We start from the raw sequence: 16567 nt of genomic DNA, 5'->3' as shown, positions 1-16567 counted from the left end.
AATCGCGGCCTTGCCTCAGCGATTTCCTGATCATGAACTCCAACAAACCGGCGAAGAATCGGCCGTTGACCTATTACCGCCGCGAATTCAACGCAATGGGTACCCCGTGCGAAATTCAATTGTTTGCCGTCAGCACCGCCGCCGCCAGTGCGGCGGCGGATGCAGCCGTGGCCGAAGTCCAACGTTTGGAGGCGCGATATTCCCGCTACCGCCCCGACAGTTTTCTGTCGGAAATCAACCGGGCCGCTGCGGCCGGAACCGCCATCGAAGTGGACGCCGAAACTGCAAGTTTGTTGGATTACGCCACGACCTGCCACCAGCAAAGCGAGGGCTTGTTCGACATTACTTCAGGACTTTTGCGGCAGGTCTGGAAATTCGATTCCGGCCGATTGCCCGAGCCGGCTGCGCTGACGGCGCTATTGGCCAAAGTCGGTTGGGATAAGGTGGTTTGGCAAAAGCCTTTATTGGGTTTCGGCGTCGCGGGCATGGAAATCGACTTCGGCGGCGTGGTTAAAGAATACGCCGCGGATTGCGCGGCGACGGTTTGCCGTAATCGTGGCGTCAAACACGGCGTGGTTAATTTGGGCGGCGATATTCGGGTGATCGGGCCGCGCGGCGACGGGACGCCGTGGCGGGTCGGCATTCGCGATCCGCGCCAACGCGGCGAGATTCTAAAGACGTTGCCCGTTTATGAAGGTGCGGTGGCTAGCAGCGGCGATTACGAACGTTGCTTGCTGATCGACGGCGTGCGTTACGGCCATATTCTTAACCCGAAAACCGGCTGGCCGGTCAGGCATCTGGCGGCCGTTACCGCAGTCGCCGATTTTTGCGTGGTGGCGGGCAGTGCATCGACGATTGCGATGTTAAAAGAGGCGGACGGTGTGGAGTGGTTGCGGCAGTTGAATTTGCCCCACCTGTGGGTGGATGTGCATGGCGTCGGCGGCGGCACACTGGGCTAGGCTGTTGAGCAGACCGTTATTCGGGTCTGGGTTCAGGCCCGGGCGCAGACCCAAACGTCCACCCGGCCGACACCGGCCTGCTTTAAAACACCGGCCAGAGCCGAAGCGGTGGCGCCGGTGGTCATCACGTCGTCGACGATCGCTACATGCTCTGCTTTTAACGATTTAATCAGGCGAAATGCGCCGCGCATGTTCTTGTGCCGTTGTTTGGCCGGCAAGCCGGTTTGATGCACGGTATCCCGGCTGCGCGCCACACTATACAAATCCAGCGGCAGCTCGAAGCGCCGGGCCAAATGGCGGGCAATCTCGATCGACTGGTTGAAACCGCGTTCCCGGTATCGGTGCGGATGCAGCGGCATCGGCAGCAGCAGTTCCGGCAGTTCGGCGCCGGCGGCGATATGCTCGGCGAGCAGCATGGCCAACAGGCGGGCATTTTTATAATCGCGGCCGAATTTCAACTGACCGATCAGGTAGGGCATCTGATAACGGTACAGATACGGCGCATAGGTCTCGTCGAACTGCGGCGAGCGTTTCAGGCAGCGCCCGCACAAGCTGGGCAGCGCGATCTCGCTCTCGAACGGTTCGCCGCAGCGATAACAGCAGCTTAGGTTGCGCGGCAAATCGTCCAAACAGCCCGCGCACAAGTCGAAATCGGCCAAGCCGGTATCGCCGCACAACACGCAACGCGGCGGCAACAGCTTTCGTTGTATAATCTTCAGCCAGTTGTTTACCATTTTTTTGCTGTTGGGTTGATAAGTGGCTGTAGCGGCCCCGCCTGACAATTTTTCGGAGAGTAACAGAATGTCCGCCAGTCACAAACCCTTGGAACCGGTCGCAGTGCGCCACGATTGGCAATTGCACGAAGTCGAAGCTTTATTCGGCCTGCCGTTCAACGATTTGATATTTCAGGCCCAAACCTTACACCGTTCCTGTTTCGATCCGAACGAAGTCCAGGTCAGCAGCTTGCTGAGTATCAAAACCGGCTCCTGCTCGGAGGATTGCGGTTATTGTCCGCAAAGTGCGCGCTACGATTCGGATTTGGCGCCCGAGGCTTTGATGCCGGTCGACGCGGTATTACAGGCTGCTGAGCGGGCCAAAGCGGAAGGTGCTTCGCGCTTCTGCATGGGCGCGGCCTGGCGCAGTCCGAAAGATCGCGATATCGAACGGGTGGTGGAAATGGTCAAGGGCGTCAAAGCGCTGGGCATGGAAACCTGCGTCACGCTGGGCATGTTGACCGACCAGCAAACCCAGGCTTTGAAAGAAGGCGGTTTGGATTACTACAACCACAATCTGGACACCTCGGAAGATTATTACTCGGAAATCATCACCACCCGGACCTATCAGGACCGGCTTGATACGCTGGAGCGGGTGCGCGATGCCGGCATCAACGTCTGCTGCGGCGGTATCGTCGGCATGGGCGAGTCGGAAACCGACCGCGCCAAATTACTGCTGCAGTTGGCCAATTTACCCAAGCATCCGGAAAGCGTGCCGATCAATATGTTGGTGCAGGTGCAGGGCACACCGTTGCACGGTACCGAAAAGCTGGACCCGATCGTATTCGTGCGTACTGTGGCAGTAGCCCGGATCATGATGCCGCATTCGCGGGTGCGCTTGTCGGCCGGACGCACCCAAATGAGCGACGAAATGCAGGCCTTATGTTTCCTGGCCGGTGCGAACTCGATTTTCTACGGCGAGAAGTTGCTGACCACCGACAATCCGATGACCAACCAGGATAAGCAATTGTTCGCTCGCTTGGGCGTGCGGATGGGCGGCTCCAGCTACGCCTGATGCCGAACCGGTTTTACGATTTTTCCGCGAGCCTGCAGCAGTTAGAACAGCAAAATCTGTATCGGCGCCGGCGCGTCGTCGACGGGCCGCAGGCGGTCGCATTACAGCTTGAGGACCGCCGCTTGCTGAATTTTTGCAGCAACGATTATCTCGGGCTAGCCAATCATCCGGATGTGGTCGGGGCGTTCAAGGCCGGCGCCGACCGTTACGGTTGCGGCAGCGGCGCGGCACATTTGATTTGCGGCCACAGTTCGGCGCATCACGCCTTGGAAGAGGAATTGGCCGCGTTCACCGGACGGGAACGGGCTTTGCTATTTTCGACCGGCTATATGGCCAATCTGGGAGCGATCTCGGCATTGGTCGGACGCGGCGACTCTGTGTTTGAAGATCGGCTCAACCATGCTTCGTTATTGGACGGCGGCTTACTGGCCGGTGCCCGATTTCAGCGCTACCGTCACGCAGACACCGACGAGCTGCGGGCCAAGCTTGATCGCGCTCAGGGCAGGGCGCTGATCGTCAGCGACGGCGTATTCAGTATGGACGGCGATCTGGCGCCTTTGCCGGACTTGGCGCGGCTGGCGGAAGCCTATCAAGCCGGATTGCTGGTCGACGACGCCCACGGTTTCGGCGTGTTGGGCCGCAACGGCGGCGGCGTGGTCGAACATTTCGGCCTTTCCGCCGAGCAAGTGCCGATCTTGGTCGGCACCCTCGGTAAAGCGTTCGGCACTTTCGGCGCCTTCGTTGCCGGTTCCGCAGAATTGATTGAATATCTGATTCAAAAAGCCAGAACTTACGTTTACACCACGGCCTTGCCGCCAGCGGTGGCCGAAGCCACTCGCGCCGGCTTGCGCTTGCTGCAAACCGAGTCCTGGCGGCGGGAACAGTTGCAGGCCTTGATCGGCCATTTTCGCCGCGGCGCCGAACAACAGGGTTTGCGGCTGATGGACTCGGCTACGGCGATTCAGCCGCTGCTGGTCGGTGACAGCGGCCGCGCGCTGGCAGCGAGCCGGGAATTGGCGGAGTTGGGATTTTGGGTCGGTGCGATTCGGCCGCCGACCGTGCCGGCCGGTAGCGCCCGTTTGCGGGTCACGTTTACGGCGCACCACAGTCTGCAGCAGGTCGATGCCTTACTGACGGCGTTGGGTCAGGTGTTGCGGTGAGTAGCATCCATTGCGAAATATACGGCCACGGCCGGCCGTTGCTGATGCTGCACGGTTGGGCCATGCACAGCGGTATTTGGCGTCAGTTCGCCCGGCAGTTGGCGGAGCAGCGGCAGGTAATTTGTCTGGATTTGCCGGGGCATGGACGTAGTGCGCCGTTAATCAATTTTGAAATGCCGGCCATCGTCGAGGCCTTGTTGGCGGCGATTCCGGTGCCGCGTTTCGATTTGCTGGGCTGGTCTTTGGGCGCGACGGTCGCGATCAATTTGGCTGTTGCATGTCCCGATCGGGTTCGTTCTTTAACATTGTTGGCGGGCAACCCGCGTTTCGTCCGTGAACCCGGCTGGCCGGGAGTCAAGCCCGAGGTGCTCGACAGTTTTGCCGAATTGCTAATTAGCGACTCGAAACAGACGCTGCAACGCTTTTTGGGCTTGCAAGTGCAGGGATTGCCGCATGCCAAAACCGTGTTGCAACAACTGAAACTGACTGTCTCGGAATGCGAGGCTCCGGATTTCGGCACGCTGCAAGGCGGATTGCAGATTTTGAAGCAGCACGACGCGCGCGATAGCTTGGCGGCGTTGAAACTGCCGATACGGGTGATTCAGGGTGATAAAGATACGTTGGTGCCGGTGGCGACCGCGACCGCGTTACAGGATTTGCAGCCGGCGTTGCAGATAGAGATATTGCCAGGCGCCGGGCATGTGCCGTTTCTCACTCATCCGCAAGTTTTAGCCGATGCTGTGCTGAGCGATGACTGATACGGCGCTGTTGGACAAGGCTAAAGTCCGGCAGTCGTTTGCCGCCGCGGCCGATGGTTACGATGCGTTGGCCGGTTTGCAGCGCCGGGTCGGCGAGACCTTGTTGGCAAAATTTCCCTGCGCCGGCCTGGCTCAACCAGTGTTGGATATCGGTTGCGGTACCGGCTTTCTGACCCGGCATTTGGCTAGCCGGGCGCCGGCCGCCGTGGCGCTGGATATCGCTGTGCCGATGTTGCAAGCCGCGCAGCGAAACTGTGCCGGCTTGCCGCTTGCTTACGTCTGTGCCGATGCCGAGCGCTTGCCGTTCCGGAATGACAGTATCGGCCAAATCTATTCCAACTTGGCGGTGCAGTGGTGCGAGGATTTGAGCGCGCTGCTGGGCGATTGCCGGCGAGTATTGTGCGTCGACGGTCGTTTGGTATTGTCGACTTTCGGTCCGCGGACCTTGGCGGAATTGAAAGCGGCGTGGAGCCAAGTCGACGAGTTTGCTCACGTCAACCAGTTTTACAGTACCGACCAGATAGGCCAATTCCTGGCAGCGGCCGGTTGGCGCCGGTTCGAACTGGAAACCGAGTTAATCACCCAGTCATATCCGTCGGTGATGGCGCTGATGCGCGAGCTGAAAGGAATCGGCGCGCACAACGTCAGTACTTACCGTAATCCGCGGCCGACCAGTCGGGCGGCATTGCAAAGCATGATTGCCCATTACGAATCGGCGATGGCCGGCGGCGAGATTGTTGCCAGTTATGAAATTATTTATCTACGAGCGATGCGATGAAGATCGGATATTTTGTCACCGGTACCGATACCGATATCGGTAAAACCTGGGCCACTGCCGCATTGTTGCGCCGTTTCCGACGCGAGGGTTATTCGGTTGCCGGGATGAAGCCGGTAGCGGCCGGTTGCGAACGCCACGGCGGCAAATGGCAAAACCAAGATGCGTTGCTGTTGATGCAAAATGCATCGGTCGACGCGGAATACGAGTTGGTCAATCCGTATGCCTTCGAACAGCCGGTGTCGCCGCATTTGGCCTGCGGCGGCGAAACCGTTGAGCCGGCACAGATCCTGGCAGCTTTCGGCGCTTTGCAGCAGCGGGCTCAAGTCGTTTTGGTCGAGGGTGCGGGGGGCTGGTATTCGCCGATGAGCCTAACTTTGGATAACGCCGGATTGGCTGGGATATTGGGGCTGCCAGTGCTGGTTGTGGTCGGTATCAGGCTCGGTTGCCTGAATCACGCGCGGTTGACGGTGCAGGCCGTCCTTGATTCCGGCTTGCGCTGTGCCGGCTGGATTGGCATGCAAATCCTCGAAAATATGCCGTACTTTGCAGAAAATGTGGCGTATTTGCAGGAGGCGCTGCCGGCGCCGTTTCTGGGAGTTTTGCCTTATTCGGAGGCTGGCGATTTTGAACTTTTGTCAAGCGGCCTGCAGTTGCCAACCTGGCAAAATATTGATCTGCATCAAGAAAATTAAGCGGCGGATGTTGAGAATGACGGCTCCATTACAACTATAACCAGGAGACGTTTTATGGCTTTAATCACTTGGACCGCAGCACAATACGGCACCAACGTTGGCTTTGCCGATCAAGAACACCAAACTCTGTTCGGGTTGTTGAACAAGTTGTACGACGAAGCAACCGGCGGCGCGGCGCGGGCAACCGTCGGCGCTTCGTTGGATGCGTTGATCGCTTATGTGGTCGACCATTTCGCCCACGAGGAAAAGGAAATGCAAGCCAAGGGTTTCGGCGGTTACGAGCGGCATAAGGCCGAACACGATGCGTTGGTGGGTATTTGCGCCGATTTGCAAAAGAAATTCCATGCCGGTGAAGCCGACGTCACCGACGAGGTGGGGCAAATGGTGAAAGGTTGGCTGGATAGCCACATTCCGACTTACGATAAGGCTTATGCAGAAGTTTTAAGCTAAGTCAATCGCTGTTTGCGGCAGAACAGCCATGAAGGCTTGCGGGCAGCAATGTCCGTGAGCCTTTTTTATGTGCATAGTGTACAAACGGGAAAAGCTCTTCTGGTCTGCCGGGGACTCATGGGTTAAAATTGCCCAGTTTATTTATGACAATTATCTGTAAAGGGAGTTTGTTGTCTGTTTGGTGTCGGGCGGCAAGATTACAACGATATAACGCATACAAGTTTATAACTACCAATGGGGGCTGCTCCGTGAAGAAAACTAAGCAACTGCTCGCATGTTCGGTTCTGATGGCTTTAGGGCTCGGATCGGCGCATGCGGACTACACACTCAATCTGACGAAAGGCGTGACCCAGCTCAGTAACGAGTTGTACGACCTGCACATGTTGATCATGTGGATCTGCGTGTTTATCGGCATCGCGGTATTTGGCACGATGTTCTATTCGATTTTCCATCACCGTAAATCGAAAGGTCATAAAGCCGAGCAGTTCCATGAAAACACCACGGTCGAGATCATCTGGACTATCATCCCCACGCTGATTCTGGTCGGTATGGCGATTCCGGCAACCAAAGCCGTGGTCGATCTGGACCGGACTCAAGAATCGGAAATGTCGATCAAGGTGACCGGCAAGCAGTGGTATTGGGACTACGAATATCTGGACAACGGCATTCATTTCGAAAGCCACTTGGATGAAGCCAGCGAACGCGTCCACCGCGTCAGCTCTATGGACCCGCGTTCAGTACCGAACTATCTGCTGAATGTCGACAAACCGTTGGTGGTTCCGGTTAAAAAGAAAATCCGTTTCCTGTTTACCGCGGCCGACGTGATCCATTCCTGGTGGGTTCCTGAACTGGGCTGGAAAAAAGACGCCAACCCCGGTTTTGTCAATGAGGCCTGGACTTACGTCGACAAGCCCGGTACCTACCGTGGTCAATGTACCGAATTGTGCGGCCGGGACCACGGCTTCATGCCAGTGGTGGTGATTGCGATGGAGCAGGACCAATATGACGCCTGGGTGAAGGCGACTCTGGAAAAGCAAAACCAAGCCCCCGATCTGAGCGACCAAACCCGCAATTCGCTGATGGCCCATGGCGAATCGGTTTACCTGAGAAACTGCGTGGCCTGCCACCAGATCGACGGCAAAGGTATTCCGGGCTGGTTTCCGGCTTTGAGCGGCAGTGCCAAAGTCACCGGCAACATGGATCAGTTGATCGGCTTTATCCAAGCCGGTACCAGCAAAATGCCGGCCTTCCGCAAGCTGCCCGACAACGAGTTGGCCGAGCTGATTACCTATATCAGAAACGCTCCGGCGCTGGGTAACAACGTGGGTGATGAAATTCAGCCCAACAAAATCACACCCAAATGGGACGATGATGAGTAATTCGTTGATGTACGCATTGAACTCATTTTCTAATTTTTGCTGAGGTATAAAACATGACTGCTGTCGTAGCTGAACATGATGATCATCACGATCACCACGATCACGGCCCGGAGAAGGGCATTCTAAGGTGGATAATTACCACTAACCATAAGGACATTGGTACCCTGTACTTGGTATTTGCACTGGCGATGTTCTTCGTTGGCGGGACCATGGCGCTGATCATTCGCTCGGAGTTGTTCGAGCCCGGATTGCAATTCGTCGATCCGAACTTCTTTAACTCGATGACCACCATGCACGCGCTGGTGATGGTGTTCGGCGCGGTCATGCCGGCATTCGTCGGTCTGGCGAACTGGATGATTCCGATGATGATCGGCGCGCCGGATATGGCGTTGCCGCGGATGAACAACATGAGCTTCTGGATGCTGGTCGCCGGCGTTTTATTGCTGGCGAGCACACTGTTCATGGAAGGCGGTGCGCCTGCCGCCGGTTGGACTTTGTATCCGCCGTTGGTATTGCAAACCGGAAAAGCGTTTCCGTTTGCGATTTTCTCGGTACACATGTTGGGTATTTCTTCGATCATGGGTGCGATCAATGTAATCGCCACCATCTTCAACATGCGCGCTCCCGGCATGACCCTGATGAAAATGCCGTTGTTCGTCTGGACCTGGCTGATCACCGCATTCCTGCTGATCGCGATCATGCCGGTATTCGCTGGCGCGGTAACCATGTTGTTGACCGATAAATTTTTCGCAACCAGCTTCTTCGACGCGGCTGGCGGCGGCGACCCGGTGTTGTACCAACACATTTTCTGGTTCTTCGGCCATCCTGAAGTGTACGTGATGATTCTGCCGACCTTCGGCGTGGCGTCTACCATCATTCCGGTATTCGCCCGTAAACCGCTATTCGGTTACGCCTCCATGGTGTATGCGACCGGTGCGATTGCATTCCTGTCGTTCATCGTTTGGTCTCACCACATGTTTACCGTCGGTCTGCCGATTGCCGGTGAGTTGTACTTCATGTATGCGACGATGCTGATCGCCATTCCGACCGGGGTAAAAGTCTTCAACTGGACGGCAACCATGTGGAAAGGCTCGATGACTTTCGAAACACCGATGTTGTTTTCGATTGCGTTCGTGGTGCTGTTCACGATGGGTGGTTTCACCGGCTTGATGATGTCGGTGGCGCCGGTGGATTTCCAATACCACGATACTTATTTTATCGTTGCTCACTTCCACTACACGCTGGTACCGGCGTCGGTCTTCATCCTGATGGCCGCCGGCTATTTCTGGCTGCCTAAGTGGACCGGAAATATGTACAACGAGAAAATCGGCAAACTGCATTTCTGGTTGTCGGCGATTTCGGTCAACATCCTGTTCTTCCCGCAACACTTCCTGGGCCTGGCCGGCATGCCTCGTCGGATTCCGGATTACGCGGTCCAGTTTGCTGATTGGAACATGGTGTCCAGTATCGGCGCCTTCATTTACGGTTTCAGTCAGTTGTTGTTCGTCTATATCGTGATCGACACGATTCGCGGCGGTACCGGCGAGAAAGTCAGCGACGAAGTTTGGGAAGATGCCAGCAAACACAGTCTGGAATGGACCGTGCCTTCGCCTGCGCCGTACCACACCTTTACTACTCCACCGGAAAAAATTCCGACCGAGCATTTCTGATTCGGTTTTAGCGATGCTGGTTGACCGCTCCATCGGGATGTTCCCGATGGAGCGTCTCGAGGAGCAACATGGACATTAAAAAGAAAAATATTTTGACGGCGGTGGTGTTGGCAGCAATTGCGATAACCATCTACGTGTTGGCGGTCATCAAGGCCATGTCGCAATGAGCGACGACGGTTTAGATAAAAAAAATACTCGTTTGGCGGTGAGGCTGGTTTTGTTCGCCGCAATGATGTTCGGATTCGGTTATGCCCTGGTTCCGCTCTACAACGTGTTATGCGATTTGGTAGGGCAGAATGCCAAAGTCGAGACCGTGGCAAAACAGGAAACGGCGTTCCAACCTGAGCAAAACCGCGAGGTGACGATGGAGTTTCTGACGTCGTTGAACCGGTCGGTGCCGATGGCGTTCAAGGTCGAGACGCCGAGCTTGAAAGTGCATCCGGGGCAATATTACTCGGTGGGCTTTTATGCCAAGAATCTGAGCGAGCGCCGGTTGAAGGTGAGGGCGGTAGCGACTTATTCGCCGGGTCAGGTCAAGGATTACGTGACCAAAGTGATTTGTTTCTGCGAATTGGAGCAAATCTTCGAGCCGAACGAAGAAAAGAATATGACCGTACGTCTGGTGGTGGATCCCAAACTCCCGGAACGCTATAAAACCATTACGCTGTCTTACACTTTTTTTGAAATTACTGAAAATTCTGAAAATTAACGAAGGGGAAGGTTATGTCGACAAACACAGCTTATTACATCCCGCATAAAGCCACGTGGCCGGTGATGGCGACCGCCGGCTTGATGCTGACGCTGGCGGGCTTTGCCAACTATTTGAACGGTAACTCGGCCGGTTCCGGCATGATGATTACCGGCTTGCTGGTTTTCATTGCAATGCTGGGAGCCTGGTTTGCGTTGCAAGCTACCGAGAGCGAGTCCGGCATGTACAACCACGGCGTCGGTATTTCCTACCGGATGGGCATGATGTGGTTCATTTTTTCGGAAGTCATGTTCTTTGCCGTATTCTTCGGCGCGTTGTGGTATACCCGCAACCTGTCGGTGCCCTGGTTGGGCGAAACCGGCCCCGTCAGCGGTCCGGGTCGCTCCACTCACGAGATATTGTGGCCTGCTTTCCAAGCGGTATGGCCCACCAATGGCCCGGGCAAAGTCGGCGGCGATTTCGAACCGATGGGCGCCTTCGGGTTACCGTTCTTGAATACGCTGATTCTGTTGACCAGCGGCGTCACCTGCACCTGGGCCCACCACGGCTTGTTGGCGAAAAATCGTAGCCAATTGATCAAAGGCTTGGCGGCAACTGTCGGTTTGGGCTTTTTGTTCGTGGTTTTCCAAGCCAGCGAGTACCATGAAGCGTATGCCGAAATGGGTTTGACTTTGGGCTCCGGCATCTACGGCTCGACCTTCTTCATGCTGACCGGTTTCCACGGTTTCCACGTCTGCGTGGGCGCGATCATCTTGTCGGTAGTCTTGTTCAGAAGTTGGAAAGGCCACTTCACGCCGGAAAACCATTTTGCCTTCGAAGCGGCCGCTTGGTATTGGCACTTCGTCGACGTGGTCTGGTTAGGCTTGTTCGTGTTCGTTTACCTGCTGTAAATCCAAACACCACCCAATAAAAAGCGCGGTCTTTGCGGATCGCGCTTTTTTTTTGTTCGAAATCAGGGGTTGGACGGGTTGGTCGAGGCTGGAGGAGTGCTGTGTATGCGTGTGCCGATGCCGTGGGGCTGGATCAGGCCGGTGGCCAAGGCGAGAAACAATAAAATGAAGACGCCCAACGATACGCCGATCCTGACGGTTAAGGCCTTTGCCGTTTTTTTCGAATCTTCGTCATCCTTGTGTTTGACAATGTGGAACAAGGCGGAGCCGAGGCTGACGACAATGGCGATGAATGCGGCAATGATGAGGATTTTGATGGGCATGTCGGCGGAACCGGATAAAAAACAAGCATTTTCGGCGAATAAAGTATGCTTGCCAATAGCGAGCTAACGGTTGGGAAACAATATGGTCAGATTCAATCTTTTCGGTGTCGAGTTTCAATTTGCCTGGCCGATGTTGGCCGGCTATCTGTTGTTGGTCGCATTGCTGTGCAATTTGGGCTTCTGGCAATTGCGGCGCGGTGCGGAAAAGCAAAATCTGTTGGATGCGCAGCAGGCGGCATTGTCTGCTCCGGCCTTGGATTTAAACGGCGACGTGTTAATTGACGCAGCGGAGTACCGTTACCGTCCGGCGACCCTGCGTGGACATTACGATCAAGACCATCAGATTTTGATCGACAATCAGGTCTTGGACGGTAAAGCGGGGTATCTGGTGTTGACGCCGTTTTTGCCCGGCAACGGTCAGGCCGCCGTTTTGATCAACCGGGGTTGGATTGGAATGGGCGTTTCGCGCGACACAGCGCCCGATCTGAGCGTAGTCGGCCAAATCGGGGAAGTTACGGGAAGGATCAACCGTTTTCCGGAGCCCGGTATCCGCTTGCAGGGCGCAGAAGTACCCGGCGATAGTTGGCCGGTGAGGGTACAAGTGATCGATACCCGGCTATTGGCCGAGAAAATGGGGTACGCCCTGGCCGATTACCAAATCGAATTAAGTCCGGATCAACCCGCCGGTTATCGCCGCGAATGGAAGACAGCGGTGACGATCCCGCCTGAAAAACACCGGGCCTATGCAGTACAATGGTTCGGTTTAGCGTTGACCTTAACCGTGCTATTGGTTTGGCACAGCAGCCGTAATACACATCGTGGATAAACAACATCGTAAAAACCGCATCACTATTTTGGTGATTTTCGCCATGTCGGTAATTCCGTTCGGCATTGCCTGGTATCTGGCGAAACATCCTGACGTCGTGCGTCTGGGTACCAACCACGGCGAGTTGATCAGTCCGCCGTTGGTCACGGACGTGGGGGAGTTTTCCGGGGCCGATCCTTTTTCCGCAGAGCATATCGGCGAGTTGAAAGGACACTGGATCTTGGTTAATCCGGTGGCCGGCGAATGTGGCGAAACCTGCCGGGTGGCACTCCATAAAACCAACCAAATCGGCTTGATGATGGGTAAGGACATTGCCAGAATCCGGCGCCTGGCATTGCTATTCGATAACAAACTGCCGCTACCGGCCGAGTGGCGCGAAGACGGGCGTCTGCTGAAGGCTGCGCCTGCGCCAAGCTTGCAACAAAAAATCACAACAATAAATCCAAGTCCGCTACCGGATGGTAGCCTGCTGATCATGGACCCGTTGGGCAACGTAATGATGAAATACGCGCCCGGTTACGATCCGTATCAGGTCAGAGACGACTTAGGCAAGTTACTCAGAATTTCACAAATCGGTTGATCACATGTTCAGAAAACTAACCCTGTGTTGCGCGCTGCTGGCGCTGCTTGTCATCGTCGTCGGCGCCTATGTCCGCCTGACCCATGCCGGCCTTGGCTGTCCGGATTGGCCGGGTTGCTACGGTAAAGCCTTCGTCAGCGACAGCCCGCAATTCAAAGCCGACGCCGCAGCCGGTTTTCCGCAGCAAACGCTCGATACCGCCAAGGCCTGGAAAGAAATGGCGCATCGTTATTTGGCGGGCGGCTTGGCCATTTTGGCGCTGGTCTGGTTCGGATTCGCCTGGCGCCAGCGCGAGCGGGCTGCCGCTTTGGCTTGGAGCGGGTTGGTACTGTTACTGATTGCCGCGCAGGCGGCGCTGGGCATGTGGACCGTTGCCTCGGGCACCATGCCGCTGGTAGTCACCGGCCATCTACTGCTGGGTTTTGCCACGTTCTGGTCCATCGCCTGGAGCTATTTGCGCTTGCATCCTAAGTTGACGCCGAGATCGGTGAAGTCCGGGCCGACCTGGTTTGCCTGGATTGGGATTTTGGTATTACTGGCCCAAATCGGTTTGGGTGGATGGGTCAGCAGCAATTACGCCGGTCTGGCCTGCACCGATTTTCCGCGTTGTAACGGCCAATGGTTGCCGGAAACCGATTACCAACACGCATTCGATCTATTCGGCAATGCCGATGCCTTGTCGGCCGATGCGAAAATGGCGATTCAGGCGGTGCACCGGCTATTTGCCGGGTTTACCTTCTTGGTGTTGAGCGGATTGATGCTGGTCGCCACTTCCGAGCGTTACCCAAAACCGGTGCGCATGGCCAGTAATGCTCTGAGTCTATTGTTGCTGATTCAAATCGCTCTCGGTGTCTTCGGCGTCAAATACACGCTGCCCTTGCCGCTGGCGGTTGCGCACAATGCGTTTGCGGCCTTGTTGATGTTGCCGTTGTTGGCGATTTTACTGTTCAGCCGTTACCGGCTGGGCGAAGAAGCCGACGAAACCAGAGCGGAAATCGAGTTGGCTGTGCCTGTGGCACCTGCCGCCGAAGTCCCTGCGGAAGCGCCGGTCAGCCAGGAATCGTTATACCTGCGGCTGTCCAGCCAATTGCGAAAAACCCGTAGCGGCCTCAGCGGCGTATTGGGTAGTCTGGCGTTCGGTCAGAAAGCCGTCACCAAGGAGTTGCTCGACGAACTGGAGGCCAATTTATTGATGGCCGACATGGGTATCGAGACCACGACGCAAATCATCAAACAACTGACCGATACCCTGGAACGCGACCAGCTCAGCGATGGGGAGGTGTTGACCGCTACCTTGAAGCAGAACTTGCAAAACATGCTGCAGCCTTGCAGCCAGCCGTTGCGGATTCCGCAGCAGGACGGGCCGTTCGTGATTCTGGTGGTCGGTGTCAATGGTGTGGGTAAGACCACATCCATCGGCAAACTGGCCAAACGCCTGCAACAGCAAGGGCACAGCGTAATGTTGGCGGCCGGCGATACCTTCCGCGCGGCGGCGGTCGAACAATTACAGACCTGGGGCGAGCGCAACAATGTTCAGGTTGTGGCTCAACATACCGGCGCCGACTCGGCCTCGGTGATTTTCGATGCCTTGCAATCGGCCAAAGCCAAGAACATCGATGTACTGATCGCCGACACCGCCGGTCGCTTGCACACCAAATCCAATTTGATGGACGAGTTAAAGAAGATCAAACGCATCATGGGCAAATTGGACGAGTCCGCGCCGCACGAAGTATTGCTAATTCTGGATGCCGGCACCGGCCAGAATGCCTTGTCGCAAGCCAAGTTATTCAATGAAGCGGTCGCGCTGACCGGTATTGCTTTGACCAAATTGGATGGCACCGCCAAAGGCGGTATCATTTTCGCGTTGGCCAACCAACTGAGGGTGCCGATCCGTTTTATCGGCGTCGGCGAACAAATTGACGATTTGCAGGATTTCGATGCGAAGAACTTCGTCGATGCGCTGTTTGTGAAAGACTAAACCTATGCTGAAATTCGAACACGTCAGCAAACGCTATCCGGATGCCGGCGAGGCGTTGACCGACGTCAGTTTTCATTTGCAACGTGGCGAGATGGCGTTTTTGACCGGGCGTTCCGGCGCCGGCAAAAGTACCTTGTTGAAGCTGATTGCAATGATGGAGCAATGCACGCGAGGCAATATTTTTCTGGACGGCCAGAATATCAGCCGCATCAGCGACCGGAAAATACCCTATATGCGGCGTAACCTGGGTTTGATCTTTCAGGATTACAAGTTACTGAACGACCGGACCGTGTTCGATAACGTGGCATTGCCGCTGGTGGTTTCCGGTTATAACCATCAGGAAGTCGCGCGCCGGGTGCGAGCCTCGTTGGATAAGGTCGGCTTGCTGGGCAAGGAACGTAAGCATCCGCTGGCCTTATCCGGCGGCGAGCAACAGCGGGTTGGCATCGCCAGAGCCATCGTCAACAAACCGAAACTGATATTGGCCGATGAACCCACCGGTAACTTGGACCCGGATTTGTCGGCCGAAGTCATGCATATGTTCGAGCAATTCAAACAGGTCGGGGTAACGGTATTGGTCGCGACGCACGACATAGAATTGATCAATCATCTGGAACATCGGGTACTGACGCTCGACAAAGGCCACTTGGTAGCAAGCTGATGATGAAACAAATCCGCCGTAAACATGCCGGCAACCGCATCGTGGAATTATTTCAGGCCTATCTGCTAAACCACGCCCACGGCCTGTTTTCCAGCCTGGGTCGCTTGACCCGCACGCCGTTTACCTCGGCGATGACTGTGTTGGTATTGGCGATTGCGGTTTCGCTGGCCAGCAGTTTCTATATCGTCGTCGCAAACGTCGAGCAGCTAACCGGTAATCTGGAGTCGAGCAACCAAATGTCGCTGTTCCTGCATGAGGGCATTACCGATGCGGCCGGGCAGAAGCTGATGGAGCAGTTGCAGCAAAATGCTAGCGTTGCCGAAGTCAAGTACATCAGCAAAAAGCAGGCGTTGGAGGAGTTCAAAGCCAATAGCGGTTTCAGCGATGCGTTAAACGCGCTGGAGCGCAATCCCTTGCCCAGTGTGATTCAGGTGTTGCCGAAGAACGCGCTGGAACACAGCGAGGATATCGAGAAATTGATGGCCGATTTCAAACAATTGCCGCAAGTCGAATTCGTCCAGGTCGATATGCAATGGGTAGCGCGGCTGCAAACCATTATGCTGATCGCCAGCCGGGGCGTGCTATTGGTCAGCTTGCTGCTCGGATTTGCCGTGACGTTCATCACCGGCAACACGATTCGCCTGGAATTGCAAAACCGTCAGGACGAGGTGTTCATTTCCAAGCTGGTCGGTGCTACCCATGCTTTTATCCAGCGTCCGTTTCTATACACCGGATTCTGGCTCGGCTTCATCTCCGGCTTCTTGGGTTGGCTGATCGTCACGGTCATGCTGCTGATCCTGGAATCGCCGGTGGAGAAATTGTCTACCCTCTACAACAGTTCGTTCGAATTGCTGTTTTTGAGTTTTTCCGAGTTCCTGCTGTTACTGATGATTTCGGCCGCGCTGGCGGTGCTGGGTTCTTGGGCGGTGTTGCACTATCAACTACGCCAACTAAAACCTCAGTAAA

Annotated in this window: 18 protein-coding genes; 16 read left to right on the top strand and 2 right to left on the bottom strand. The window is 55.7% G+C overall.

Going from position 1 to position 16567, the window contains the following annotated elements; translation table 11 throughout:
• Positions 1–32 precede the first annotated feature (32 nt).
• Positions 33–959: an FAD:protein FMN transferase gene (locus tag ACH518_RS17545; protein WP_445371017.1), complete on the top strand. Its 927-nt coding sequence runs from the start codon at positions 33–35 to the stop codon at positions 957–959.
• 32 nt (positions 960–991) lie between these two features.
• On the opposite strand, the gene ACH518_RS17540 is transcribed toward ACH518_RS17545, so the two are convergent.
• Positions 992–1693, bottom strand: coding sequence for a ComF family protein (locus ACH518_RS17540; RefSeq protein WP_140910658.1), 702 nt, complete (start codon positions 1691–1693; stop codon positions 992–994).
• Positions 1694–1760: 67 nt separating this feature from the next.
• Between ACH518_RS17540 and bioB the strand changes: the two genes are divergently transcribed.
• From bioB to ACH518_RS17490, 10 genes are all read left to right on the top strand, one after another.
• A complete protein-coding gene (gene bioB, locus ACH518_RS17535; RefSeq protein ID WP_445371016.1) occupies positions 1761–2747 on the top strand; it encodes a biotin synthase BioB in 987 nt (328 codons plus the stop codon).
• Positions 2747–3907 (top strand): 8-amino-7-oxononanoate synthase, encoded by a 1161-nt coding sequence (gene bioF / locus ACH518_RS17530; RefSeq protein WP_445371015.1) that lies wholly within the window; start codon positions 2747–2749, stop codon positions 3905–3907. Before bioB ends, bioF begins: the two co-directional genes overlap by 1 nt.
• Entirely contained in the window at positions 3904–4665 is a 762-nt protein-coding gene (gene bioH, locus ACH518_RS17525) for a pimeloyl-ACP methyl ester esterase BioH (protein ID WP_445371014.1), read from the top strand. Before bioF ends, bioH begins: the two co-directional genes overlap by 4 nt.
• Positions 4658–5443 carry a malonyl-ACP O-methyltransferase BioC gene (gene bioC / locus ACH518_RS17520; RefSeq protein ID WP_445371013.1) on the top strand — a complete coding sequence of 262 codons (786 nt, stop codon included), beginning with the start codon at positions 4658–4660 and terminating at the stop codon, positions 5441–5443. Before bioH ends, bioC begins: the two co-directional genes overlap by 8 nt.
• On the top strand, positions 5440–6135 hold the full coding sequence (gene bioD / locus ACH518_RS17515; RefSeq protein WP_445371012.1) for a dethiobiotin synthase: 696 nt from the start codon (positions 5440–5442) through the stop codon (positions 6133–6135). The genes bioC and bioD overlap by 4 nt, the downstream gene beginning before the upstream one ends.
• Before the next feature lie 54 nt (positions 6136–6189).
• Positions 6190–6585: a bacteriohemerythrin gene (locus ACH518_RS17510; protein WP_140910663.1), complete on the top strand. Its 396-nt coding sequence runs from the start codon at positions 6190–6192 to the stop codon at positions 6583–6585.
• 248 nt (positions 6586–6833) lie between these two features.
• Complete coding sequence (gene coxB, locus ACH518_RS17505) at positions 6834–7964, top strand: cytochrome c oxidase subunit II (protein ID WP_140910664.1); 1131 nt, start codon at positions 6834–6836, stop codon at positions 7962–7964.
• A 53-nt stretch (positions 7965–8017) separates the two neighbouring features.
• Complete coding sequence (gene ctaD, locus ACH518_RS17500) at positions 8018–9634, top strand: cytochrome c oxidase subunit I (RefSeq protein WP_140910665.1); 1617 nt, start codon at positions 8018–8020, stop codon at positions 9632–9634.
• A gap of 163 nt (positions 9635–9797) precedes the next feature.
• On the top strand, positions 9798–10343 hold the full coding sequence (locus ACH518_RS17495) for a cytochrome c oxidase assembly protein (protein WP_445371011.1): 546 nt from the start codon (positions 9798–9800) through the stop codon (positions 10341–10343).
• Between the two features lie 14 nt (positions 10344–10357).
• On the top strand, positions 10358–11233 hold the full coding sequence (locus ACH518_RS17490) for a cytochrome c oxidase subunit 3 (protein ID WP_140910667.1): 876 nt from the start codon (positions 10358–10360) through the stop codon (positions 11231–11233).
• A gap of 62 nt (positions 11234–11295) precedes the next feature.
• Here the strand turns inward: ACH518_RS17490 and ACH518_RS17485 are convergent, their stop codons facing one another.
• Complete coding sequence (locus ACH518_RS17485; RefSeq protein WP_445371010.1) at positions 11296–11556, bottom strand: twin transmembrane helix small protein; 261 nt, start codon at positions 11554–11556, stop codon at positions 11296–11298.
• 82 nt (positions 11557–11638) lie between these two features.
• On the opposite strand from ACH518_RS17485, the gene ACH518_RS17480 reads away from it, so the two are divergent.
• The 5 genes from ACH518_RS17480 to ftsX are packed head-to-tail and all read left to right on the top strand — an operon-like array spanning position 11639 to position 16566.
• Positions 11639–12382 carry an SURF1 family protein gene (locus ACH518_RS17480; protein WP_445371009.1) on the top strand — a complete coding sequence of 248 codons (744 nt, stop codon included), beginning with the start codon at positions 11639–11641 and terminating at the stop codon, positions 12380–12382.
• Positions 12375–12962 carry a hypothetical protein gene (locus ACH518_RS17475; protein WP_445371008.1) on the top strand — a complete coding sequence of 196 codons (588 nt, stop codon included), beginning with the start codon at positions 12375–12377 and terminating at the stop codon, positions 12960–12962. The genes ACH518_RS17480 and ACH518_RS17475 overlap by 8 nt, the downstream gene beginning before the upstream one ends.
• Positions 12963–12966: 4 nt before the next feature.
• Entirely contained in the window at positions 12967–14940 is a 1974-nt protein-coding gene (gene ftsY / locus ACH518_RS17470; protein WP_445371007.1) for a signal recognition particle-docking protein FtsY, read from the top strand.
• Positions 14941–14944: 4 nt separating this feature from the next.
• Entirely contained in the window at positions 14945–15601 is a 657-nt protein-coding gene (ftsE, locus tag ACH518_RS17465) for a cell division ATP-binding protein FtsE (protein ID WP_140910672.1), read from the top strand.
• Complete coding sequence (gene ftsX, locus ACH518_RS17460) at positions 15601–16566, top strand: permease-like cell division protein FtsX (RefSeq protein WP_278211430.1); 966 nt, start codon at positions 15601–15603, stop codon at positions 16564–16566. Before ftsE ends, ftsX begins: the two co-directional genes overlap by 1 nt.
• The last annotated feature ends 1 nt before the right edge of the window (position 16567 follow it).

It is taken from the genome of Methylomonas sp. HW2-6 (assembly GCF_052474525.1).
The sequence above is the reverse complement of the archived record's forward strand: the minus strand, read 5'-3'. Positions and strand labels throughout refer to the sequence as shown.

Coding starts and splice junctions, on each gene's coding strand:
- ACH518_RS17545 (WP_445371017.1), top strand. CDS start 33: ATGAACTCCAACAAACCGGCGAAGAATCGGCCGTTGACCTATTACCGC.
- ACH518_RS17495 (WP_445371011.1), top strand. CDS start 9,798: ATGAGCGACGACGGTTTAGATAAAAAAAATACTCGTTTGGCGGTGAGG.
- bioF (WP_445371015.1), top strand. CDS start 2,747: ATGCCGAACCGGTTTTACGATTTTTCCGCGAGCCTGCAGCAGTTAGAA.
- ftsX (WP_278211430.1), top strand. CDS start 15,601: ATGATGAAACAAATCCGCCGTAAACATGCCGGCAACCGCATCGTGGAA.
- ACH518_RS17490 (WP_140910667.1), top strand. CDS start 10,358: ATGTCGACAAACACAGCTTATTACATCCCGCATAAAGCCACGTGGCCG.
- ACH518_RS17485 (WP_445371010.1), bottom strand. CDS start 11,556: ATGCCCATCAAAATCCTCATCATTGCCGCATTCATCGCCATTGTCGTC.
- ACH518_RS17510 (WP_140910663.1), top strand. CDS start 6,190: ATGGCTTTAATCACTTGGACCGCAGCACAATACGGCACCAACGTTGGC.
- bioB (WP_445371016.1), top strand. CDS start 1,761: ATGTCCGCCAGTCACAAACCCTTGGAACCGGTCGCAGTGCGCCACGAT.
- ACH518_RS17540 (WP_140910658.1), bottom strand. CDS start 1,693: ATGGTAAACAACTGGCTGAAGATTATACAACGAAAGCTGTTGCCGCCG.
- ACH518_RS17480 (WP_445371009.1), top strand. CDS start 11,639: ATGGTCAGATTCAATCTTTTCGGTGTCGAGTTTCAATTTGCCTGGCCG.
- bioD (WP_445371012.1), top strand. CDS start 5,440: ATGAAGATCGGATATTTTGTCACCGGTACCGATACCGATATCGGTAAA.
- bioC (WP_445371013.1), top strand. CDS start 4,658: ATGACTGATACGGCGCTGTTGGACAAGGCTAAAGTCCGGCAGTCGTTT.
- ftsE (WP_140910672.1), top strand. CDS start 14,945: ATGCTGAAATTCGAACACGTCAGCAAACGCTATCCGGATGCCGGCGAG.
- ftsY (WP_445371007.1), top strand. CDS start 12,967: ATGTTCAGAAAACTAACCCTGTGTTGCGCGCTGCTGGCGCTGCTTGTC.
- ctaD (WP_140910665.1), top strand. CDS start 8,018: ATGACTGCTGTCGTAGCTGAACATGATGATCATCACGATCACCACGAT.